At 63.2% G+C, this 22,729-nt stretch carries 16 protein-coding genes; 5 read left to right on the top strand and 11 right to left on the bottom strand.

Translation table 11 applies throughout. From position 1 onward, the window contains the following. Positions 1-5: 5 nt before the first annotated feature. Positions 6-2,429, bottom strand: coding sequence for a GcvT family protein (locus I3253_RS02210; protein WP_197915984.1), 2,424 nt, complete (start codon positions 2,427-2,429; stop codon positions 6-8). 241 nt (positions 2,430-2,670) lie between these two features. Between I3253_RS02210 and I3253_RS02205 the strand changes: the two genes are divergently transcribed. Beyond that, positions 2,671-5,088, top strand: coding sequence for a GcvT family protein (locus tag I3253_RS02205; protein WP_197915983.1), 2,418 nt, complete (start codon positions 2,671-2,673; stop codon positions 5,086-5,088). A 5-nt stretch (positions 5,089-5,093) separates the two neighbouring features. Here the strand turns inward: I3253_RS02205 and I3253_RS02200 are convergent, their stop codons facing one another. Both I3253_RS02200 and I3253_RS02195 read right to left on the bottom strand, forming a co-directional pair. After that, on the bottom strand, positions 5,094-6,440 hold the full coding sequence (locus I3253_RS02200; RefSeq protein WP_197915982.1) for a cytochrome P450: 1,347 nt from the start codon (positions 6,438-6,440) through the stop codon (positions 5,094-5,096). Beyond that, the gene (locus tag I3253_RS02195; RefSeq protein WP_197915981.1) at positions 6,437-7,651 is read right to left on the bottom strand and encodes a hypothetical protein; all 1,215 of its coding nucleotides are present in this window, start codon (positions 7,649-7,651) and stop codon (positions 6,437-6,439) included. The genes I3253_RS02200 and I3253_RS02195 overlap by 4 nt, the downstream gene beginning before the upstream one ends. A gap of 124 nt (positions 7,652-7,775) precedes the next feature. Here I3253_RS02195 and I3253_RS20680 point away from each other — a divergent pair, with 124 nt between their 5' ends. Continuing rightward, positions 7,776-8,132: a sulfurtransferase TusA family protein gene (locus tag I3253_RS20680; RefSeq protein WP_332262112.1), complete on the top strand. Its 357-nt coding sequence runs from the start codon at positions 7,776-7,778 to the stop codon at positions 8,130-8,132. A gap of 45 nt (positions 8,133-8,177) precedes the next feature. On the opposite strand, the gene I3253_RS02185 is transcribed toward I3253_RS20680, so the two are convergent. The 7 genes from I3253_RS02185 to purC form a co-directional block, all read right to left on the bottom strand. After that, positions 8,178-11,126 carry a ribonuclease E/G gene (locus tag I3253_RS02185; RefSeq protein ID WP_197915980.1) on the bottom strand — a complete coding sequence of 983 codons (2,949 nt, stop codon included), beginning with the start codon at positions 11,124-11,126 and terminating at the stop codon, positions 8,178-8,180. Positions 11,127-11,725: 599 nt separating this feature from the next. Continuing rightward, the gene (locus I3253_RS02180) at positions 11,726-13,060 is read right to left on the bottom strand and encodes a sigma-54-dependent transcriptional regulator (protein WP_197915979.1); all 1,335 of its coding nucleotides are present in this window, start codon (positions 13,058-13,060) and stop codon (positions 11,726-11,728) included. Positions 13,061-13,064: 4 nt separating this feature from the next. After that, positions 13,065-14,828, bottom strand: coding sequence for a sensor histidine kinase (locus tag I3253_RS02175; RefSeq protein WP_197916163.1), 1,764 nt, complete (start codon positions 14,826-14,828; stop codon positions 13,065-13,067). A 37-nt stretch (positions 14,829-14,865) separates the two neighbouring features. After that, complete coding sequence (purQ, locus tag I3253_RS02170; RefSeq protein WP_197915978.1) at positions 14,866-15,534, bottom strand: phosphoribosylformylglycinamidine synthase subunit PurQ; 669 nt, start codon at positions 15,532-15,534, stop codon at positions 14,866-14,868. Positions 15,535-15,544: 10 nt separating this feature from the next. Continuing rightward, positions 15,545-16,588: a zinc-dependent alcohol dehydrogenase family protein gene (locus tag I3253_RS02165; protein WP_197915977.1), complete on the bottom strand. Its 1,044-nt coding sequence runs from the start codon at positions 16,586-16,588 to the stop codon at positions 15,545-15,547. Between the two features lie 9 nt (positions 16,589-16,597). Then, on the bottom strand, positions 16,598-16,828 hold the full coding sequence (gene purS, locus I3253_RS02160) for a phosphoribosylformylglycinamidine synthase subunit PurS (protein ID WP_197915976.1): 231 nt from the start codon (positions 16,826-16,828) through the stop codon (positions 16,598-16,600). Between the two features lie 74 nt (positions 16,829-16,902). Continuing rightward, on the bottom strand, positions 16,903-17,661 hold the full coding sequence (gene purC, locus I3253_RS02155; RefSeq protein WP_197915975.1) for a phosphoribosylaminoimidazolesuccinocarboxamide synthase: 759 nt from the start codon (positions 17,659-17,661) through the stop codon (positions 16,903-16,905). A gap of 154 nt (positions 17,662-17,815) precedes the next feature. On the opposite strand from purC, the gene I3253_RS02150 reads away from it, so the two are divergent. The 3 genes from I3253_RS02150 (at position 17,816) to bmt (ending at position 21,269) form a co-directional block, all read left to right on the top strand. Then, the gene (locus tag I3253_RS02150; protein WP_197915974.1) at positions 17,816-18,130 is read left to right on the top strand and encodes a DUF1476 domain-containing protein; all 315 of its coding nucleotides are present in this window, start codon (positions 17,816-17,818) and stop codon (positions 18,128-18,130) included. Between the two features lie 139 nt (positions 18,131-18,269). Further along, a complete protein-coding gene (locus I3253_RS02145) occupies positions 18,270-20,165 on the top strand; it encodes a phosphatidylglycerol lysyltransferase domain-containing protein (RefSeq protein ID WP_197915973.1) in 1,896 nt (631 codons plus the stop codon). 87 nt (positions 20,166-20,252) lie between these two features. Further along, positions 20,253-21,269 carry a betaine--homocysteine S-methyltransferase gene (gene bmt, locus I3253_RS02140; protein ID WP_197915972.1) on the top strand — a complete coding sequence of 339 codons (1,017 nt, stop codon included), beginning with the start codon at positions 20,253-20,255 and terminating at the stop codon, positions 21,267-21,269. 266 nt (positions 21,270-21,535) lie between these two features. Here the strand turns inward: bmt and I3253_RS02135 are convergent, their stop codons facing one another. Next, positions 21,536-22,630 carry a PA0069 family radical SAM protein gene (locus I3253_RS02135; protein ID WP_197915971.1) on the bottom strand — a complete coding sequence of 365 codons (1,095 nt, stop codon included), beginning with the start codon at positions 22,628-22,630 and terminating at the stop codon, positions 21,536-21,538. Between the last annotated feature and the right edge of the window lie 99 nt (positions 22,631-22,729).

The raw sequence follows: 22,729 nt of genomic DNA, 5'->3' as shown, positions 1-22,729 counted from the left end.
GCGCCTCAGGCCCGCAAGCGGGCGCCAGTCGGATCAAATGGCGGCGCGTGCAGGATCCGGGCCTTGTGCGGGCGTCCCAGCACCATCACCTCCACTGTGTCCCCGGGTTCGGCGTCCTTCACGAAGCCAAGCGCAAGGCTCATGCCAACGCTGTATCCATAGGCTCCCGACGTAACGCGCCCGATCCCCACGCCATCCTTGAAAATCGGCTCGCCCCCTGTCGCATCCGCATTCGATGCAGTGACATCCTCCTCATCCAGATGCAGCAACACCAGCCTTTCCCGCGCCGGTTTCTGCAAGACCCCGGCAACAGCGTCCTTGTTCAGGAAATCCTTGTCCATCTTGCACAACCGCTCAAGCCCCACTTCCTGGGGCCAGTATTCCGGCGAATATTCCCGGCTCCAGCTGCCATACCCTTTTTCAACGCGCAGGCTCATCAGCGCCCGCCCGCCCACAGGCCCGGCACCCAGCGCGCGCGCGGCCTCCAGCAATGCCTCGTATAGCTGCAACTGATCCCCGACCGCGCAATGCAGCTCCCAGCCCAGATCGCCGGTAAAACTGACCCGCAGCGCCAACACCTCGACCCCGGCCAGCTCGATCCGCTTTGAGCGCATAAAGGGGAAATCCTCGGTCGCCAGCGACGCGTTTGTCAGACGCTGCAACAGCTCGCGCGATTTCGGCCCCGCCACATTGAACCCGCACACCGTATCCGTGAGGCTTTCGAATGTAGTGCCCTTCGGAAGCGGCACCGCATCAAAGAACCGCTTGTGGTATCTCTCGGCCATGCCCGAGGACACGATCCAGAATTCATCTTCGGCCAGCCGCGTCACGGTGGCATCCCCGGCGATCCCGCCGCGCACCCCGATCAGCGGTGTCAGACAGGACCGGCCCACGGCGCGCGGCATCCGGTTGGCAAAAACCGCGTTCAACCAATCCTCGGCCCCCGGTCCCCTGACCCGGTATTTGGCAAAGTTCGAAATGTCGATGATCCCGGCGCGATCGCGCAGCATCCGGCATTCCGCGCCCACCGGCGCCCACCAGTTCTGGCGCGTGAACCCGTTGGTGTCTTCCGTTCCCGGCGCATCCGCGAACCATAGCGGATGCTCCCACCCATAGTTCAGACCAAATACCGCGCCCATTTCCTTTTGCCGCGCGTATACCGGACGTGTGCGCAGCGGCCGCCCCGCGGCCCGTTCCTCGTTGGGAAAATGAATGGCAAACCGATGCGCATAGACATCCCGCACCTTTGCCTTGACGAACTGCCGGTCATTCGCCCATTCGCCAAACCGCGCCACGTCCCACGCGAACATGTCATAGCGCATTTCGCCCTCGACAATCCAATCCGCCACCATCAGCCCCATCCCCGCCGACTGGCTGAAGCCCGGAATGATGCCGCCGCACATGAAATAGTTCCTCAACTCCGGCACGGGACCCAGGATCACGTTGCTGTCCGGCGACCAGATCATCGGCCCGTTGATCACCCGCTTGATCCCGGCCTCGCCGACGACCGGTACCCGGTCTATCGCGCGCAACATGTTGTCCTCGATCCGCTCCAGATCGTCGGGAAACAGGTCATGCGCGAAATCCAGCGGCGTGCCCTCTTCGGCCCAGAACCGCATGTCCCTTTCATAGGCCCCGATCAGCAGGCCCTTGCCCTCCTGACGCAGGTAATATTCGCCATCCCGGTCCGCGACCGAAGGCAGACGCCGGTCCATCGCGGCGATCCGGGCAATGGTTTCGGTCACGAAATACTGATGCTCGGTCGGTTGCAGCGGCACCTCTACCCCTGCCAGTTTCGCAACCTCGCGCCCCCACAGCCCGGCGGCATTGATCACCCATCCTGTCTGGATCTCCCCCTCGGGCGTGCGCACGATCCAACTGCCATCGGCCTGCTGCTCGGTGCCCGTCACAGGCGTAAACCGATGGATTTCCGCGCCCCGCTGGCGCGCGCCGACGGCATAGGCATTGGTCACGCCGGACGGATCGACATTGCCCCCGTCCGGCTCCCACATGATGCAGCGGATGCCGTCGAAATTCACCAGCGGATGCAGCCGTTCGGCCTCGTCCCGGCTGATTTCGTGGAAATTCATGCCATAAAGCCGGGCCTTGGCCGCTTGCAGCCGCAACTGATGTTCACGGTTCTCAGTCTGCGCCAGATACAAGGAACCAGGCCGGAACACACCACAGCTTTGCCCGGTCTCCTCTTCCAGCTCGTCATAAAGCCGCATCGTGTAATGCTGCAACCGGCTGATATTGGCGCTGTCGTGCAGCCCGTGAATATTGGCCGCCGCGTGCCATGTGCTGCCACTGGTCAGCTCGTTGCGCTCCAGCAGCACGACATCGGACCAGCCAAGCTTGGTCAGGTGATACAGGATCGAGCATCCGATTACGCCGCCGCCTATCACGACAGCCTGGGCTTGGGTCCGCATCTGGGCCTCCAATATAACTTTCCCGCAGATTGGCGGTCGCCCACCCCGGCCGATTGCCCATTTGCGACACATTCCGTCGCCCGGCCACAAACACCACCCGAAATCCGACACGGATTTCGTTCGGTTTTCCACGCAGGAAAACGATCCCGCCCGCATGCGGCACCACATGTCGTTTTTGGACTTGCTGGCGGATGCAGAAACCGGAACCCTGCCCGCACCACACCAACCCCGGAGGCATCTCATGCAAACCACCACCCGAGTGGCCGTAATCGGCGGCGGCGTTGTCGGCTGTTCCGTGCTTTATCACCTCACCAGGCTTGGCTGGTCCGATGTGATGCTGATCGAACGCTCCGAGCTGACATCCGGCTCTACCTGGCACGCGGCGGGCGGGTTTCACACGCTCAACGGCGATACCAACATGGCCGCGCTTCAGGGCTATACAATCCGCCTTTACAAGGAGCTTGAAGAGATCACCGGCATGTCCTGTGGATTGCACCATGTCGGCGGGGTGACATTGGCCGACAATCAGGACCGGTTCGACATGCTCGTTGCCGAGCGCGCCAAGCATCGTTTCATGGGGTTGGAAACCGAAATCGTCACCCCCGAAGACATCCGCAAGATCGCCCCCGTCACCAATATCGACGGCATCATCGGCGGGCTTTACGATCCGCTGGACGGCCACCTTGACCCCTCCGGCACCACCCATGCCTATGCCAAGGCCGCGCGCATGGGCGGCGCGACGATCCGGACCCACACCAAGGTGCTTGAAACCAACCAGCGCCCCGACGGGACATGGGACATCATCACCGACAAAGGAAACATCCACGCCGAACACGTGGTCAACGCCGCCGGACTTTGGGCGCGCGAGGTGGGGGCCATGGCCGGGGTGTATTTCCCGCTGCACCCGATGGAACACCAGTATATCGTCACCGACGAAATCCCGATGATCGCCGAAATCATCGACGCGGGCGGCGAACATCCCCACGTGATGGACCCGGCCGGCGAAAGCTATCTTCGCCAGGAGGGGCGCGGCCTGTGCATCGGATTCTATGAACAACCCTGCCGCCCATGGGCGGTCGACGGCACGCCCTGGGATTTTGGGCATGAACTCCTGCCCGACGATTTCGACAAGATCGAGGACAGCATCGCCTTTGCCTACAACCGCTTCCCGGCGCTGGAAAAGGCCGGCGTGAAATCCGTCATCCACGGCCCCTTCACCTTCGCGCCGGACGGCAATCCGCTGGTTGGCCCCGTGCCGGCAATGCGCAATTACTGGTCCGCCTGCGCCGTGATGGCGGGCTTTTCGCAGGGCGGCGGTGTTGGCCTGATGCTGGCGCAATGGATGGTCGAGGGCGAATGCGAACGCGACACGTTTGCCATGGACTGCGCCCGTTTTGGCGACTGGATCACCCCCGGCTATACCCGCCCCAAGGTGATCGAGAACTACCAGAAACGCTTTTCGGTCTCCTATCCGAACGAGGAATTGCCCGCCGCGCGCCCCTTCCGCCAGACCCCCATGTATGACGTGTTTGACAAGATGGGAGCCGTCTGGGGCCAGCAATACGGGCTGGAAGTGGTCAATTATTTCGCCACCGGCGACGAGCCACGTTTCGAAACCCCGTCTTTCCGCCGCTCCAACGCCTTTGACGCCACCGCGCGCGAGGTCCGGGCCGTGCGCGAGGCCGTGGGCATCAACGAAGTGCATAATTTCGGCAAATACCTCGTCACCGGCCCCGGCGCGCGCGACTGGCTGGACAGGATCATGGCCGGCCGCATCCCCAAACCGGGCCGCCTGTCACTCACGCCCATGCTGTCTCCCAAAGGCCGCCTGATCGGGGATTTCACCGTGTCCTGCCTTTCGGACGAGGCGTTTCAACTGACAGCCTCTTACGGCTCCCAAGCCTATCACATGCGCTGGTTCGAACAGAACGAAGCATCCGGCGTGACCGTTGAAAACATCTCTGACCGCCTCAACGGCTTCCAGATCGCAGGCCCCCGGGCGCGCGAGGTCTTGCAGGCCTGCACCCGCACCGACATGTCCGACATGCGCTTTATGGATCTGCGCCACGTAACCGTCGGCATGGTCGATTGCCTGGTTCAGCGCGTGTCCTATACCGGCGATCTGGGTTTTGAAATCTATTGCGATCCGATGGCCCAGCGCAGCCTCTGGAACACGCTCTGGGGTGCCGGCGAACCGCTTGGCATGATGCCCTTCGGAATGCGCGCCATGATGTCGCTCAGGCTCGACAAGTTCTTCGGCTCGTGGCTTAGCGAATTCTCGCCCGATTACACGGCGGCGGAAACCGGGCTGGACCGGTTCATTTCCTTCACCAAGAACACCGATTTCATTGGCCGGGCGGCGGCCGAGGCCGAACGTGAAAATGGCCCCGCGCGCAGGCTGTGCGCCTTCGAGGTGGACGCACAGGATGCCGATGTCCATGCCTATGAGCCGATCTGGCTGGATGGGGCGGTCGTGGGTTTCTGCACCTCGGGCGGCTACAGCCACCATGCGCAAAAATCCATCGCCCTGGGGTTTGTCCCGGCCGAACGCGCAAAAGACGGGCTGAACGTCGAGATCGAAATCCTTGGGGACATGCGCAAGGCGCGGCTGATCACAACGCCGCTATTTGACGCCGACGGCGCCCGGATGCGGGGCTGACCGGCTCAACGCCGCTCCAGCCGCAAACGGATCCCATCGCGCGAGCGCACCGTCAGATAGGCCACCGGCACGGGCGGTGGCCCCTGCGGCGTGATGCGGAAATGCTTCACGATCATCGACAGGATCAGCGGCCCCTCGACCATGGCAAATCCGGCGCCCGTACACACGCGCGGCCCGGCGGAAAACGGCATATAGGCCTCACGCGCGCATTGTTTGCCATTCTCCGTACCCCAGCGCGCCGGATCGAACGCATCCGGATTTTCCCAAAGCCGTTCATGGCGATGCAGGTGCCAGGGTGACAGAACCATCTGCGCGCCCGGCGCGATGTCCCGGTCCCGAAACCGTTCCGGGCAGGTTGACTGGCGCACCATCATCGGCACCGGAGGGTAAAGCCGCAACGCCTCGCGAAACACGTCACGACTGATTTTCAGGCGGCTGACAGCGCCGAAATCCTCTTGCAGATCAGCAGCTTCCGACGCGATCTTCTCCTGCCAATCGGGGTTTGCCGCCACCAGGTACAAGGCCCAGGCCAGGGCCGAGGCGCTGGTTTCGTGCCCGGCCAGAAAAAAGATCGCCACCTGGTCCACCATCTCGGCGGAATCGAACCTGTCGCCGGTTTGCGGATCGCGGGTGGTCATGATCTTGGTTGCCAGATCATCCGGCGCGGTTCCGGCCCGGATCGCAGCCATCCGCTCTTCGGTCAACTGCCGGATCAACCCGCGAATGGCCGCCGCCGTTGCCTTGGTCTCGCGCCGGAAAAACCTGGGGAACCAGCGCGGCAACGGCACAAAGGCGGCCAGGTTCAGGATCGGCTGACTGCGCTGATAGGCGCGGAACTGGTCAAACACCTGCGACGCGATGTCATGCTCGATCGGAATGGAAAACAAGGTTCGGAAAATCACGTCCGCAGCGGCGTGGCTGGTCTCTTCCTCGATCTCCACCACACGCCCTTCATGCGCCTGCAACCGACGCACCGCCGCTTCGCTCGCGGCCCACATGGCCGCAAACGTATCGCGCAGCCGCCCGCCTTCAAAGGCCGGGTCGATGATCCGGCGCTGCCGTTTCCAGGTCTCCCCGTTGGTCAGAAACACCGAGTTTCCCAACAGGGGCCGCAACCCTTCGCTGATCCGGCTGGATTTCGGAAAATCATCCGGGCGGTCCTTCAGCACGGTTTTCAACAGATCTGGCTGATTGAGCAGGTAAGACCGGAAGAATGGCGTGCGGAACTCGGCCATCCACGCCCGATACAGCCGCGCGGGCTGGGCCGACAGAATATCCTTGCGAAACAGCCTGACATATTGGCGCAGCGATACATTGTCCGGTCTTGCGGCGGGTTTGGGGGGCAGCGTCATGGTGTCACCTGCGGGTACTTGTTCACCGGGTCCTGCTTGCGCGACCCCGAGGCTTTGCGCCCCTCATAGCGTTGCGCCAGCGTTTCCGGCCCGGCGGTAATGCGGAAATAGTCATAATCTCCGGGGCGGTCAAAAGCGCACAGATACTGAAAATGCAGCCGGAAAAACCGCCAGCGCAGTTCCTTCCAGCGTTCCGGGCTCAGGGTCTGGGTGAATGCCGCCGAAACCACCAGCGGCCAGCGCTTGTCCGCAGGCGCCACCCCCGTCACCGACACCGGATCACACAAGGCAAAGGCGCACCCGTCCCCCGGCGCGGTCACATCCACCCAGGTCAGTTCCCGGCGTGCCGACAAAAACGCAAGATCGGCCCGTAACCGGTACGCCCCGGGCAGAAAGGACACCATCGGCACCACCTGCCCCAACGACAAGAACCCCAAAACAGGCCCATCTTCGGGCACCCGGCCTTGCCGAATCAGATCGGCCAGGATCGACACGGCCAGATGCGCGCCCGACGAGTGCCCCACCACAAGCACTTCGTCCACATCGTCCTCGAACGCCGCGGCGATACGGTCAGCGAATTCCGCAATTCGTGCTTCCAGCTCGGGCGGATTGGCGCCCCTGCTGGCGGCCGAATAGGCATAATCATGCATCAGGTAATAGGCGAAAAACTTGCTGTCCTGCTTGCGAAACCACATCAGGATCGGCGGCACCACCGCCAGCCCGGCCAACCCCATCCAACCGGGCAGAAATGCCGCGATCGCACTGCCCAGACCCCAGGCCGCCAGCAACGCCACCAGCAACTGCACGCTCAGGAACACCACCGGATAAAGCGCGGCAATCACCGGCCCCTTGCGCAACCGCATCAACCGCCCCAGCGCGCCGCTGCCGATATAGGTCCAGGCGGTGCGCGCCAGTTGCAGATAGGTCGCCGCGATCCCCAGATCCATGCTGTCGCGCACGATGTCCGACCATACCAGAACCTCGAAATCGGCTTTGGTTTCTGTCCCGTCCATCCTTGCACCGACATGCCAGCCATAGGGGCCGGCCCCCGGCGTCTTGGCCGACAGAGCCACCTCATAGCCGGATATGGCGGCCTGCGCCGCGCCTTCCTTGCGATAGAGTTCGCGATAGCGTCTGGGATGAATCGGATCATAGCCGGGAATGTAAAACACCCGGCGGCGGCGCACTTGCCTGTGGCTGCTCTTGCCCATCTTGCCTGCCCTTTCCTTGTTGGCAGACGACCTCATTTCCTGGACAAGATTATGCCGCGAACCGATCATTGCCAAGGCCGGGATCTTGATTGCGCGCGTGCGTGCGCCTTGGTGGAAGTCTCCGATGACGGACGACACCAGACATGCGGCACCTGTCGCACAATTTATCCGCTCCCGCCACGCCACTCTTGCGGCGTCACGGCGTCAAAATGTCCACAACCCTGTGGACAGCCGACCGGCGCGCTTTTATGTCATTGCCATGGATACGGAAATCGATGCCATCGGGCTATTGTGCCCCCTGCCCGTTCTGCGCCTGCGCAAACGCATGATGCCTTTGCCACAGGGCACGCGCATCACGCTTCTGGCGGATGACCCGGCTGCGATCGTGGACGTACCGCATTTCTGCAACGAGGCCGGACATACCCTGATCAACATGACCGAGGCAGACGGGCACATCGTCTTTGTCGTGGAAAAAGGCTGATCCCGCCAAAAGCAAACGCCGGGGCAGACCCCGGCGTTGCGTTCTTCATCGACCGGCAGACCACCAGCCACGCCGTTTCGGCTTGGGCGGTTCCGCGGGCGCTTGCGGCTCTGGCTGGGCGTCATCCATAGCTTGCGCCGTGTCTTCCTCGGGTTCGGGTGCGGCAGCCGCCTCGATTTCGGCCTCAATCGGCGCCGCCGCCTCTTCCACCGCGACGGGCGCTGTCACAGGGGCCCGAGGGGCCTCCTCCGCAACGCTCCCGTCAATGTCTTGCGGCGCGGTCGCCTCGGCGTCATCAGCGGACGCGCCCTCTTCTTGCGGTGCGGCAGGTTCGGCAACCGGCGTGGCCTCTACCGCCGCAACGGTCTCGTCGGTTTTCTTGGAACTCGACCGGCTTCGCGAACTTCTGCTGCGCGAACGGGATGATTTCGGCTTTTCCTCGGACTCCTGCGGGCTGGCCTCGGATGTTGCTTCAGACTCGGGCTGCGCATCCTGCTCTGAAGCGGCGGTCTCATCGCCCGAATCTTCATCGCTGTCTGACCCATCCCTGCCGTTTTCATAAGATCCCGAGGACGACTTGCTGCTGCGGCGCCGACGACGCCGACGGCGCTTCTTCGGTTTGGTCTCGTCTTCCACGGCGTCTTCTGCCGCGTCGACCACGTCCGCTTCCTCGACCGCGTCCAGTTCGTCGATCTCATCCATGATCGACGTGTCCACCGACACCACAGGCGCGGTCGGCTCTGCCACGACACGGGTGGCCGTCTTGAACTTCTCCAGCGTGAATTCGGGCGAGATCAGATGCACATCGCCTTCGATCCGCACCGACAGACCATAGCGCGCCTCGATCTGGGCCACATGTTCGCGCTTTTGGTTCATGATGTAATTGGCAATGGCCACCGGGCAGGTCAACAGAACCTCGCGAGACCGGCGGCGGGTGCCCTCTTCCTCGATCTGGCGCAGGATCGACAGGGCCAGATTGTCTTCCGACCGGATCAGCCCGGTGCCATGGCAGGCCGGGCATGGCTGTGTGGTGGCCTCGATCATGCCGGGGCGCAGCCGCTGACGGCTCATCTCCATCAGGCCAAAGCCGGAAATCCGGCCCACCTGGATGCGGGCGCGATCCGTCTTCAGCTTGTCCTTCATGCGCTTTTCCACGGCGGCGTTGTTCTTGCGCTCGTCCATGTCGATAAAGTCGATCACGATCAGCCCGGCAAGGTCGCGCAGACGCAGCTGGCGCGCCACCTCCTCGGCGGCCTCCAGATTGGTCTTGAGCGCGGTTTCCTCGATCGAGCCTTCCTTGGTGGCCCGGCCCGAGTTCACATCGATCGCCACAAGCGCCTCGGTCACGCCGATCACGATGTAACCGCCGGACTTGAGCTGTACCGTCGGGTTGAACATCGACGACAGGTAGCTTTCCACCTGATACCGCGCGAATAGCGGCAACGAATCGTGGTAGTTCTTCACGTTCTTGGCGTGGGACGGCATGATCATCTTCATGAAGTCCTTGGCGATCCGGTATCCGCGCTCGCCCTCCACCAGAACTTCGTCGATTTCTCGATTGTACAGGTCACGGATCGACCGTTTGATCAGGTCGCCTTCTTCATAGATCTTCGCCGGCGCGATGGATTTCAGCGTCAGTTCGCGGATCTGCTCCCACAGGCGCTTGAGGTAATCATAGTCGCGCTTGATCTCGGTCTTGGTGCGCTTGGCGCCCGCCGTGCGCACGATAAGCCCCGCACCCTGCGGCACTTCGATTTCCGAAGCGATCTCTTTCAGCTTCTTGCGGTCAGCGGCATTGGTGATCTTGCGGCTGATGCCGCCGCCACGCGCGGTATTGGGCATCAACACGCAATAGCGCCCGGCCAGCGACAGATAGGTCGTCAGAGCGGCGCCCTTGTTGCCGCGCTCTTCTTTGACCACCTGCACCAGCATGATCTGGCGCACCTTGACCACTTCTTGAATCTTGTAACGGCGCGGGCGTGGCTTGCGGGGGGGGCGAATGTCTTCGCTGTCATCCTCTTCGGCCACGGATTCGATGCTGTCATCCTTGTCCGATGCTGTCGCGCCCCGGGCGTGCACGCGGTCCGTTTCACCGCCGGCCTCTGCGTCGGCGTCGGCGTCTTCCGTCGCGGTTGTCTCTGTCTCTTCGCCGGTATCGGGATCCTTTGTCGCCACCGCGTCATCGGACTCGGTATTGGCCGCGATGGTCTTGCCATCATCTGCGGGCTTTGCGTCCGCGTCCGCTTCTTCGGGCGCGGATGCCTCTTCAGCCGCCTCTTCAGCCTCGGATTCGGCCATCTCACCGGACACCGCCTCTTCCTGGGGCTCCTCTTGGGATGTCTCATCCGAGCGCGGCGTCTCCGCCCCGGCCTCGGGGGTCACTTCGCCTTCCGGCGCGGTGTCTTCCACCGCAAGCGCGTCGGTGTCTGCCGGTTCTTCCACCGGCGTCTCCGCAACCAGTTCCATCGGCGACAGGCCTTCGGTCTCGTCCGGCGCGTCATCGTTCAGATCGATGGTTTCCATACCCGTAATGTCGGCGGCTTTGCCGGAGTCCTGCGCCGCAACGGCGGCGGAACCGGTTTCCCTGGCCGAATCCGTCGGTGTGTCCTCGGTCTTCTTGGACCGCGAACGCGAACGCGAACGCGAACGGGACCGCGAGGATTTCGGTTTTTCGTCGTCCTCGTCGCGCGTCTTCAGCGACTCGGCATAGGCGCGTTCCTCTTCCAGCAGCGCCTCACGATCGGCCACCGGTATCTGATAGTAATCAGGATGGATTTCCGAAAAGGCCAGAAAACCATGCCGGTTTCCGCCATAGTCGACAAACGCCGCCTGAAGCGACGGCTCCACCCGTGTTACTTTCGCTAGATAGATATTGCCTGCAAGCTGGCGCTTGTTTTCGGATTCAAAGTCGAATTCCTCGACCTTGTTTCCGTCCACCACCACGACGCGGGTTTCTTCCGCGTGGGTGGCATCGATGAGCATTTTCTTAGCCATGTTATCCGTATGCACCGCCGCAATCGCGCGCGTCCCGGAAGGCCGGGATGGAGGGATTGCAGGGGGTGTCTTGTCTGAGCGAGGTACGGCGCGAGTCCACGAGGGCCGCTTGCGGCCTCTGCCCGGACAGTCAATTCATTCGCGCGCGTCATCGCGTTTCTTCTCCGACGCAGGGGCCAATTACCTTGGTCTTTACGCCTGTTACTTGCCTTGCGCAGTCGCGCGTCGGCGTCTCAGTGGCCCGGTTTGAGGGCCTAATCGGTCTGGTCATGGCGGCCGGCTTCTGGCCCTTTGCACGTCACGATCCAGCGAAACTCATGCGGCAGGGCGCGATACGCACCTGCCGTCTGACTACATAAGACCAGAGGCAGGGGAATTACAATGGTGAAACGTCTCCGCCCCGGGGCGCGCGGCCCCCTGCGCGCCGCGCATTTGCGCAACCAGGGCGCGGCACCACCCCCGCACCGGGCCAGCCCCCTTTTCCCTGCCGGTTGCCGCTCCGTTTTGTCGCCCCGATTTCCCGACCCGCCGGCACCAGGCCCGCGGCACGCATCTGCGGGGCCGACCGGGACGGCTGCGCCCGGGATCCGGACCTCCATCTACAGGTAGTCCGCCCGCTGCAATCCATATTTCGCCATCTTCTCGTTCAGGGTCCGGCGCGGCAGGCACAGCTCCTCCATCACCGACGCGATCGAGCCGCGATGCCGGCGCATGGTATTGTCGATCAGCATCCTCTCGAACGCCTCGACATACTCCTTCAGCGGTTTGCCCTCGGTGGTCATCACCGGCTGCATCTCGTCATGATCCGACATCAACAGCGACGCAATCGTTCCCCCGCCCCGGCGCGATTGCAGCACCGAGCGTTCGGCCAGGTTGATCAGCTGGCGCACATTGCCCGGCCAGGGCGCTTGCAACAGCTGTGCGGCCTCCTGGGCGCTGACCTTGGGCGCTTCGCAGCCATATTCCTCGGCATACTGCTCGCCCAGGCGGGTGAACAGCGTCAGGATGTCTTCGCCGCGCTGGCGCAGGGGCGGCACGGTAATGCGCAGCGCGGCGAGCCGGTAAAACAGATCCGCGCGCAGCGCGTCCTCGCTGGTACGGTCCTGCTCCTGCATGTTGCAGATCGCGATGATCCGGGTTTCGGCCGGCGTGCCCTGTTCGTTGATCACGTTCAACAGCTTGGCCTGCAACGTGTCGCTCAGGCTCTCGATATCCTCCAGCACCAGCGTGCCACCGCGCGCCTCTTCGATCGCGGGCAAATGGCTGTCCTCGGGCATCACCGGGCCGAACAGCCGCCGCGACAGCGCCTCTTCCGCAAAGGCGCCGCAACTGACCAGAACGAATTTCCGGCCCGCCCGGCTGCCCACCGCGTGCAGCGCGTGGGCCACCAGCGTCTTGCCGGTACCGGTTTCGCCATCGATCAGAACATGCCCATCCGCCTGCCCCAGATCCAGGATATCTTCCTTGAGGCGCTCCATCACCGGGCTGGAACCGATCAGCTTTTTCATGATCTGACTGCCATCGCTCAACTCGCGCCGCAGCGCACGGTTGTCCAGCGTCAGACGGCGCGCGTTGGCGGCCTTCTTGGCCAGTCGGGTCATGTTGTCAGGGTTGAACGGCTTTTCCAGGAAATCAAACGCCCCCACCCGCATCGCCTCGACGGCCATGGGAACATCCCCATGCCCGGTGATCATGATCACCGGCAAGGCACTGTCCGCCCCCATCAGCTTTTTCAGGAACTGCATCCCGTCCATGCCCGGCATCCTGATGTCGGTGATCACGATCCCCGGATATTCCGGCCCCAGCGCGCGCAGCGCCTCTTCGGCGCTGGCAAAGGTTTCCGTGTCATATCCCGACAAGGCCAGCCACTGACTGATGGATTGACGCATGTCCTGTTCGTCATCGACAATGGCGATCTTCATACCCTGTGCCACGCGTTTACTCCGCTGCTTCTATGTCTTCATTCAAGATAGGCAGTTGCACTTCAAATACAGCCCCCCGCACCTGACCGTTGCGCGCCGTCAGCCGTCCGCCCAGATCGTTCACGATCCCCGAGGAAATCGCCAGCCCAAGACCAACCCCGTCGCCCGGCTGTTTCGTGGTGAAGAACGGCTCGAACAGATCGTCGAGATTCTTGATGCCCGATCCGTTGTCGCGCACCGTCAATGTCGCCGTTTCCCCGGCCGCCAGGATAATGTCGATCTCGGGATCATCCGTGCCTTCGGTTGCGTCCAATGCATTGCGCAACAGGTTGATCATCACCTGTTCAATGCGCACCCGGTCCCCCATCACCCGCACCGGGGCATCGGGTATGATCCTGTTGATCTTCACCTTGCGCTGGCGCAGCTGCGGCTCCATCATCGACAGGGCCGACGCCAGCGCCTCGGCCATGTCGACCGGCACGAAATCGTCTCCGCCCTTGCGCGCATAGCTTTTCAGCTGCTTGGTGATCGTCCCCATGCGCTCGATCAGGTCATCGATCCGCTGGAACGACGACAGCGCCTCTTCGGCACGGTTGCGCCGCAACAAAAGCCGCGCGCCCGCCAGATAGGTTTTCATCGCTGCCAGCGGCTGGTTCAATTCGTGGCTCACCGCCGCCGACATTTCGCCCAGCGCCGCCAGTTTCGAACTTTGCGCCAGGGATTGCTCGGCCACCGCCAGACTCTCCTGCATCCGTTCGCGCTCGGCGATCTCGCGCTGCAAACGCAGGTTCAGCGCGCGCAGTTCCGCCGATTCCCTCTGGAACAGAGCCATGCGCAGCGCGCTCTTGCGGCTGAGTACATAAAACGCCAGCGCCAGCAGGATGGCAAAGCCCATGATCTCCAGCGCAAGAACCGCGTTCACCTTTTCGCGCACTCCGGCATAGGAGGTGAATGAAGTCATCCGCCAGCCGCGGAAGGGAATGCGCACATCCTTGCGCATGACCGCTTCGCCCTGCAAATAGGCATCCGCCGACACCTGCGCCCAATCGGCGGTCGCCTGGATGGCCCGCTCGATCGCGCCTTTCGCCGGCTGGCGCGCCATGGCCTCCGGCTCGGTCAAACCGCGCCATCGCGGCTCCGAGGCCAGGATGATCTTGCCATGAGTGTCGGTCACGTAAACGGCATCCGAAATCCCCGCCCAGGCGCGTTCGAATTTTTGCAGGTCCACTTCCACGACAATCACGCCAATTCCCTGGCCCTGACTGTCCAGGCGCCGCGAATAGGTGAACCTGTTCGCCCCGGCAGGATCCTCGGTGACGGAAAACAGCGTGGTGTTGGACCGCAGCGCGTTCACGAAAAACGGATCATTGCGATGATTGGCCCCCAACCGCGTGCGGTCCGTGGCCGCCACCGCGCGGCCGCTCTCATCCAGCAGCAACAGCGACGCCGCCCCGATTTCATCCACAAAGGAAATCAAACGGGCGGTCGATTGCGAAAAATCGTCCGAGTTCAACGCACCGATCAGCGCCGGGTCCTTGGCCAGAAGCTGCGGCACGATGGCATTGCGGCGCAACTCCGACAACAGGTTTCCCGAATACAACGCCAGGCGCAATTCGGCCCGGTTGTGGGTGTTCTGCGTGAAGCGATCGGTCAGCAGACTGTTGGTGATCCAGATCGTGACCCCGGCAATGACAAACAGCACCAGAACGGCCGCGCGCGCGCGCCAACTGGCGGCTTGCGGCCTTGACAGCGGCGGATCAATCGTTGCTGGCGGGCTCATGGAGCCCAGACTACGCGCCACCTGCCCGCGCCTCAAGTCAGGCCGTCGCCAACTGCTCCATCAACGAGCGGAACATTGCCACCCCATCGGTACCGCCGTGGCCTTCGTCCGCGGCACGTTCGGGATGGGGCATCATACCCAAAACCCGGCGGTTCCGGGAAATCACCCCGGCAATATCCGCAACCGACCCGTTGGGATTGTCGGTATAGGTAAATGCGATCCGCCCCTCGTCCCGCAGTTGCGCCAGCTTGTCGTCGGTGACGAAATAATTGCCGTCATGATGCGCGATCGGAACGTCGATCACCTGCCCCTTGTCATAGCCCCCGGTAAAGGCCGTTTCGTTGTTTTCCACGGTCAGCCCCACGCTGCGGCAAATGTATTTCAACCCGGCATTGCGGCGCAGCGCACCGGGCAGAATGCCGGTCTCGGTCAGGATCTGGAACCCGTTGCAGATGCCGATTGCATAGCCGCCGCGTTCCGTGTGGGCGATCAGCGACTTGCAGATCGGCGAATTGGCCGCGATTGCACCACAGCGCAGATAGTCTCCAAAGGAAAACCCGCCCGGGACACCCACGATATCCAGCCCTTCGGGCAATTGGGTATCCTTGTGCCAGACCATTTGCACATCCATGCCCGCGCGTTCGAACGCCACAGCAAGATCACGGTCGCAGTTGGATCCGGGGAAAACGATGACGGCAGCACGCATAGGGGCTCTCCTAGCTCAGAAAATCGGTGATCACGGCCACGCCCGGCGGCGCGGGGCGGTCAAAAGCGGCCAGTTCGTCGCTGGCCTGTGACAGGGAAATCGTGCGGGTGACAAGCGGGCTCAGATCCACATGCCCCCCGGCAATCAGGTTCAACAGCGACGGATAGCGCCAACTGGGCATTCCGCGCGTTCCATGCACGCTCAGCTGCCCGGAATACAGCACATCCATCGGCAAATGCATCCGGGCATGGTCGCCCGCCGGCATTCCGATCTGCACCATGCGCCCCAGCTTGCGCAGGGCCCGCAGCGCCGCAACGGTCGTGGTCTCGATCCCCAGCGCCTCGACAGACACATGCGCCCCGCCGCCGGTTATCTCGCGCACCGCATCAACCGAGCCTTCCTCGGCGGCGTTCACCACCGCGTCAGCCCCCAGCGCGCGCGGATAGTCCAGCTTTTCGGGCACCACATCGACAACGACAACCCGCGCGCCCAGCGCCCGGCCCAGCAACAAGGCGGAAATTCCAACGCCACCGCCGCCAAATACCGCAAGCCATTCGCCCGGCTTCAACCCGGCCCGCCCCACCAGCGCCTGCCAGGCGGTGGTCACACGACATCCCAGCCCGGCGGCCAGTTCCGGCGCCATGCCCTCGGGCAGCGCGGTCAGGTTGGCATCGGCATGGGCCACGGCGATCATCTCGGCAAAGGCGCCGTCACATGTGAAGCCCGGAACGACCTGCGTGGCACAGATGGTCTGGTTCCCGCTGGCGCAATCACCACAGCGCCCGCACGCCAGTATGAAAGGCGCGATCACCCGATCACCCGTCTTCCAGCGGGTCACTTGCGCGCCCACGGCGACCACCTCGCCACAATATTCATGCCCCGGCACCATCGGCAGCGCCACATCCGGGTCCGCGCCGCTCCAGGCGTGCCAGTCCGACCGGCACACCCCACAGGCCAGCACCCGCAAAACCACGCCATCCGCAGGTGGCGCCGGGTCCGGCAGCGTGGTCAGCGCCAATGGCTGGCGATAGGCGATCAGATGCGCGGCCCTCATGCGCTTTTCCTAATTCAGCTCGACGCGGTAGCTCTCGATCACCGTGTTGGCCAGCAGTTTTTCACACATGTCCCTGATCGTGTCCTCGGAGGTGCCGTCGGCCAGATCCAGCTCGATCACCTTGCCCTGGCGAACGCCCTCGACTCCATCAAAGCCCAGGGCCCCCAACGCGTGGCGCACGGCCTCGCCCTGCGGGTCCAGAACGCCGTTTTTCAGCATCACGTACACACGTGCTTTCATCGTCATAGTCTCCGGTCTGACAAAGCGCGGGGCCACCCGGCTTTCCTGTGGATCTTGTTTGCGTGCGGCGCGGTTCAGTTCACCAGCGTCGGTTTTTGCGGGCCGGTCCCCTTGGGCATCACGCCCAGTCGGCGCGCCACTTCGGCATAGGCATCCGTCAGGTTGCCCAGGTCCCGGCGAAACACATCCTTGTCCAGCTTGCGCCCGGTCTCCATGTCCCACAACCGGCAGCTGTCCGGACTGATCTCATCCGCCACGACAAGGCGCTGGAAATCGCCGTCATAAACCCGGCCGATCTCGATCTTGAAATCGACCAGCCGAATGCCGACCCCATACATCACGCCCGACATGAAATCGTTGACCCGCAGCGCAAGGCCCAGAATGTCGTCCATATCCTGCTGGCTGGCCCATCCGAAGGCGGCGATATGCTCTTCCGTCACCAGCGGATCGCCCAGCGAGTCGTCCTTGAAGCAATATTCCACGATCGGGCGCGGCAATTGCGTGCCCTCCTCGATGCCAAGACGCGTGCTCATCGATCCGGCGGCGAAATTGCGCACGATCACTTCGAGCGGGATGATTTCGCAGGCGCGCACCAGCTGTTCGCGCATGTTCATCCGTTTCAGGAAATGCGTCGGCACGCCGATCTGGTTCAGCCCGGTCATGAAATACTCGCTCAGGCGGTTGTTCAACACACCCTTGCCGTCGATCACGTCCTTCTTTTCGGCATTGAACGCGGTCGCATCGTCCTTGAAATACTGTACGATGGTGCCCGGCTCGGGCCCTTCGAACAATATCTTGGCCTTGCCCTCGTAGATCTTCTTGCCGCGCGCCATCGCATGTCACCCTTGCTGATCCGGGATGAGTCCCGGTTTCTGGCGCTCTCATACTGGATGGGCGGCATTGTCGCAAGCGCACCTCTCCCCTTGCAGCCTGTCCGTTCTGAGGGCATATCAGAAGGGAATTCAACGCATTCAGGGAACCGTTCCGATGACCACTTTCGACGATCGCGAAAACGCCTTTGAAAACAAGTTTGCCCATGACGAGGAGATGAAATTCAAGGCCGAGGCGCGCTGCAACAAGATGCTGGGCCTGTGGGCCGCAGAACAGATGGGCAAAACCGGCCAAGAGGCTGAGGATTATGCCAAAACCGTCGTCATCGCCGATTTCGAGGAGGCCGGCCACGAGGACGTGATCCGCAAGGTCGCCGGCGATCTCGACGGCCAGGTCGATGCCGAGACGATCCGCGCCAAACGCGCCGAACTGCTGGCCCTGGCCCAGGAACAGCTTGTCGCCGGGATCTGACCGCCCGCACATCACAGGACTGTGACAATGGCGCGCAGGCTGACGCTTGCGCGTTTTTTTTCGAGTCAATTTTCGCCATTAAGCGCCCTGAAACACCCATGCCCGCAAAATGCGGCGGGATGTATCGGGGAACCATGACATGGCGCTGCACTCTGTTCCGGGCATATTTGCACGCTCCCGCAGGATCATGCGGCACGGGATTCCGGTGGCGGTTGGTCTGGGCTTCACGATCCTTCTGGCGCGCCAGCTGGACTCGCTTGATTTCGCCGCCACATGGGTGCTGGTGGGGGGTGTATCTGCCTGGCAATGGCTGGCCGCGCTGATTTTCACCGGCCTCAGCTTTCTCGCGGTGGCGCGCTATGACGTGATCGCGCTGCGGCATTTCCAGATACAGCGCCCGTCCCGCCAAGCCACCAGAGCCGGCGCCGTGGCGATCGCGCTGGGCCAGACTCTCGGGGCCGGGGTCGTGGTCGGGGCCTTCGTGCGCTGGCGGATGGTCCCGGCACTGACCGTGGGAGACGCCGCGCGCCTGGCAGGATTCGTCGCCATCACCTTTCTTGCGTCACTGGCCGTGATGATCGCCTTTGCGGCCCTGCTATTGCCAAGTTCGCATATCCCGGCCGTCTTGCCGTTCCTGATCCTGCTGGCCGCCTGCGGGCTTGTTCTGCTTGGCTTTTTCTTTCCGGTTCTCGGACGCGGCGGGCGCAGGATATCGATGCCAACCCTGCCCGCCATGGCGGCGGTGTTGCTGTTGTGCGGGCTGGATACCCTGTTTGCCGGGCTGGCTTTCTACGTCCTGATGCCTGATATGCTTTCCATCGGGTTCATTACCCTGTGGCCGGTTTTCCTGATTGCGTTGGGGGCTGCGGTCTTTTCGGGCGCACCGGGCGGGGTCGGCCCGTTCGAACTGACCATGCTCGCCCTGTTGCCGTCGCAACCCGACACTGCGCTCATGGCCGCGATACTTGCCTTTCGTGCTGTCTATTACGCCGTACCGGCGGTACTGGGCGGGCTCGTCTTCCTGTCGGCCCTGCGCAAGGCGCCAACCTCCCCGCCACCGGGCGCGTTCGCCCGCCGGTTTCACGCATTTGATGCGCTGGACATCACGGGTGGCGCGCGGGCCGAGCTTGGCGTCATACGCCAGAATGGCGGGGCCATCCTCTCGTGCGAGGGCGGGCGCTGTGGCATCGTGCGCACCGGACAGACCCTGACGGCGCTGTTCGACCCACTGGAGGGGCATTCCGGCGCGCTGGCCGTACCGCTGCGCCGCGCCGCGCGCGCGCAAAACCGAATCGTGTGCAAATACAAGATCAGTTCCCGCCAGGCCGTCCATGCGCGCCGCGCCGGGTGGACGGTCATCCACATATCGGACGAAGCCATCCTTTGCCCGGCGGATCATGCTATTGCCGGGCCCGCCTTTCGCCAGCTGCGCCGCAAGCTGCGCCATGCCAGCGCCGCGGGCATTTGTGTATCCGACGCCGCGGCGCCGCTGCCGCTGACGGAAATGGCGCATGTGTCGCGGGCCTGGGAACACCGCCACGGTGCGGCGCGCGGTCTGACAATGGGGCGGTTCGACGGTCCCTATGTTGCCGGTCAACGGGTGTTTCTTGCCCATCTCGAAGGACAGCTTGCAGGATTTGTCACCTTCCACGCCTCCCCTCATGAATGGTGTCTCGATCTGATGCGCGTTCTGCCGGACGCGCCGGACGGCACGATGTACGCGCTGGTCGACCACGCCATCCGCGTTGCGGCCTCCCGGGACATAGCCCGCCTGTCGCTTGCGGCCGCCCCCGCGCATCCCGGTGGCGCAACCGCATTGGAACGCAACCTGCGCGCCCGCTTTTTCCGCCATGGCGGCGGTGCCGGGCTGCGCCAGTTCAAATCCTGCTTCGCACCTGACTGGCAGCCGCTATTCATGGCCGCGCCTGGCCGCGCTCAACTGACGCTGGCCGCGCTGGATCTTATCCGCGCGGTCCGCGCCCCGGCGACCCCTGTCATGACCCTGGCGCCGGTATCGGTTGCGCCCCCCTCATAATCATCCTGCAAAGAATGCATTTGCGCCCGCCCCGGCCCCGTGCGACACCGCGCGCGAACGGCCATGTCGACCACCAAGGAGCCTCTTATGACCAATGCCCTCTCCAGACTGTTGGAAGCCCGCGATTGGCTCATGGCCGACGGTGCCACCGGCACCAACCTGTTCAACATGGGCCTGGAATCGGGTGACGCGCCGGAGATGTGGAACGAACAGCACCCCGACCGCATCAAGAAACTTTACAAACTGGCGGTCGACAACGGGTCCGACATCTTCCTGACCAACTCTTTCGGAGGTAATTCCGCCCGCCTGAAACTGCACGATGCCGGCCATCGTGCCCGCGAAATCTCGCGCATCGCCGCCGAACTGGGGCGCGAAGTGGCCGATGCCGCCGGGCGCCCGGTGATCGTTGCCGGATCGGTTGGCCCTACCGGCGAAATCATGCAGCCGGTCGGCGCTCTCAGCCATGCCGATGCGGTCGAGATCTTTCACGAACAGGCCGAGGGGCTGAAACAGGGCGGCGCCGACGTGCTCTGGCTCGAAACCATTTCCGCGCCAGAGGAATACCGCGCGGCGGCCGAGGCCTTTGCCCTGGCCGACATGCCCTGGTGCGGCACGATGAGCTTTGACACCGCCGGTCGCACCATGATGGGCGTCACATCGGCCGATATGGTGCAGCTGGTGCAGGGCCTGCCAACCCCGCCCCTGGCCTTTGGGGCCAATTGCGGCACCGGCGCGGCCGATCTGCTGCGCACGGTGCTGGGTTTCTCCGCGCAGGGCACCGAAGTGCCGATCATCGCCAAGGGCAATGCCGGCATCCCGAAATATGTCGATGGACATATCCACTATGACGGCACGCCGGAACTGATGGCCGATTATGCCGTCATGGCCCGCGATTGCGGCGCCACTATCATCGGCGGCTGCTGCGGTACCATGCCCGAACACCTGTCCGCCATGCGCGACGCTCTTGAAAACCGCCCGCGCGGTCCGCGCCCCACGCTGGATCAGATCACCGACGCACTTGGCGCCTTCTCCTCGGCCGGGGATGGCACCGGCGACGATACCGCGCCCACGCGCGAACGCCGTGGCCGCCGCCGCCGCTCCTGAGCCTAGGGTCAGGACCCAATAATCCTGCACCACTGGCGCCAAATCCACGAAATATCGGGGGTTTGGCGCGCGCCGGACATAGTGGCTCTATTTCCAAGCGTGCCAAGCCGCTGAGATGAAGTGGATTTGGCGTCCTACGGATTTGACGGATTTGCCGCCTGACGTCCTTTCAATGCCTTGAAATAGAACCACTATTCCTGCGGCATTGTACGTAGTCAGACAGCAAATCTGTTAAACCAGTGGCGCAGGATTAATGGGTCCTGACCCTAGAACAATGCCATCTGATCGCCTTCGGCCAGAGGCACCTCGAAGAGATCACATCGCAAATCCGGCAGGTCGCGCGCCAGCCCATAGCGCCGCATTGCCGCGTCCACCCGCCGGGCGATCATCGCCGCATAAGGCCCCTCGCCGCGCATCCGCCGGCCCCAGCGCGCGTCATAATCCTGACCGCCATGCATCTCGCGCACACGCGCCATCACCCGTGCCGCCCGGTCCGGATAATGCGCCGCCAGCCATTCCCGGAACAATTCCGCCACCTCCAGGGGCAGGCGCAACATGATCCAGCTCGCCGCCGTGGCCCCGGCCTCCGCCGCCGCCTTCAGGATGGCTTCCACCTCGTGGTCGCTTAATCCCGGCACCACCGGCGCCAGCATCACGCGCACCGGAATGCCCGCCTCATGCAACCGTCGAATCGTCTGCAATCGCCGCTCTGGCGCAGGCACGCGCGGCTCCATCCGCCGCGACAGCGTCGGGTCCAGCGTTGTCACCGATACACCCACATGGACCAACCCCCGTGCCGCCATGTCCGCCAGAATATCGATATCCCGCTCAATCAGCGCGCCCTTGGTGACAATCGCCACGGGATGACGGAACTCCCCAAGCACCCCCAACACCCCGCGCATGATGTCATACTGCCGCTCAAGCGGTTGATACGGATCGGTATTTGTCCCGATCGCCAAAGGCGCCACCTGATAACCCCGTCGGCGCAACTGGCGCGCCAGCACCTTGGGCGCATCAGGCCGCGCCACCAGCCGCGTTTCAAAATCCAGTCCCGGCGAATAGCCCAGATAGGCATGGCTCGGGCGGGCGAAACAATAGATACAGCCATGTTCACACCCCCGATAGGGATTCAACGACCGGTCAAACGGCACATCGGGCGAGTTGTTCCGCGTCACCACGCTGCGCGGTGTTTCCTCCCGGACACTGGTTGGAAACAACGGTCGTGTCTCCTCGATCTCCCAGCCATCTTCATCTTCTTCGCGCGCCAACTCATAGCGCGACGCGCGGTTGCTCAGCGCCCCCCGGCCCGGCCGCCGCGCCCCCTCAATTCCCGCTCTGGGTCCGTTTTCACGCCACGTCATCGCAAAAAACTAGAACAAAACACGAACCCTTGCAACAAACCCCATGTTTGACATGAGAATCTTTCAAGCGGCCCATGCTTTTTCCGCCTTACAAGTCGG

The organism is Thiosulfatihalobacter marinus (assembly GCF_016019955.1).
Lineage (GTDB): Bacteria > Pseudomonadota > Alphaproteobacteria > Rhodobacterales > Rhodobacteraceae > Shimia > Shimia marinus_A.
The sequence above is the reverse complement of the archived record's forward strand: the minus strand, read 5'-3'. Positions and strand labels throughout refer to the sequence as shown.

Excerpts from the sequence above, each read along its gene's own strand:
- I3253_RS02210 (WP_197915984.1), bottom strand. The coding sequence starts at position 2,429 with ATGCGGACCCAAGCCCAGGCTGTCGTGATAGGCGGCGGCGTAATCGGA.
- I3253_RS02205 (WP_197915983.1), top strand. The coding sequence starts at position 2,671 with ATGCAAACCACCACCCGAGTGGCCGTAATCGGCGGCGGCGTTGTCGGC.
- I3253_RS02200 (WP_197915982.1), bottom strand. The coding sequence starts at position 6,440 with ATGACGCTGCCCCCCAAACCCGCCGCAAGACCGGACAATGTATCGCTG.
- I3253_RS02195 (WP_197915981.1), bottom strand. The coding sequence starts at position 7,651 with ATGGGCAAGAGCAGCCACAGGCAAGTGCGCCGCCGCCGGGTGTTTTAC.
- I3253_RS20680 (WP_332262112.1), top strand. The coding sequence starts at position 7,776 with ATGACGGACGACACCAGACATGCGGCACCTGTCGCACAATTTATCCGC.
- I3253_RS02185 (WP_197915980.1), bottom strand. The coding sequence starts at position 11,126 with ATGGCTAAGAAAATGCTCATCGATGCCACCCACGCGGAAGAAACCCGC.
- I3253_RS02175 (WP_197916163.1), bottom strand. The coding sequence starts at position 14,828 with ATGAGCCCGCCAGCAACGATTGATCCGCCGCTGTCAAGGCCGCAAGCC.
- purQ (WP_197915978.1), bottom strand. The coding sequence starts at position 15,534 with ATGCGTGCTGCCGTCATCGTTTTCCCCGGATCCAACTGCGACCGTGAT.
- I3253_RS02165 (WP_197915977.1), bottom strand. The coding sequence starts at position 16,588 with ATGAGGGCCGCGCATCTGATCGCCTATCGCCAGCCATTGGCGCTGACC.
- purS (WP_197915976.1), bottom strand. The coding sequence starts at position 16,828 with ATGAAAGCACGTGTGTACGTGATGCTGAAAAACGGCGTTCTGGACCCG.
- purC (WP_197915975.1), bottom strand. The coding sequence starts at position 17,661 with ATGGCGCGCGGCAAGAAGATCTACGAGGGCAAGGCCAAGATATTGTTC.
- I3253_RS02150 (WP_197915974.1), top strand. The coding sequence starts at position 17,816 with ATGACCACTTTCGACGATCGCGAAAACGCCTTTGAAAACAAGTTTGCC.
- I3253_RS02145 (WP_197915973.1), top strand. The coding sequence starts at position 18,270 with ATGGCGCTGCACTCTGTTCCGGGCATATTTGCACGCTCCCGCAGGATC.
- bmt (WP_197915972.1), top strand. The coding sequence starts at position 20,253 with ATGACCAATGCCCTCTCCAGACTGTTGGAAGCCCGCGATTGGCTCATG.
- I3253_RS02135 (WP_197915971.1), bottom strand. The coding sequence starts at position 22,630 with ATGACGTGGCGTGAAAACGGACCCAGAGCGGGAATTGAGGGGGCGCGG.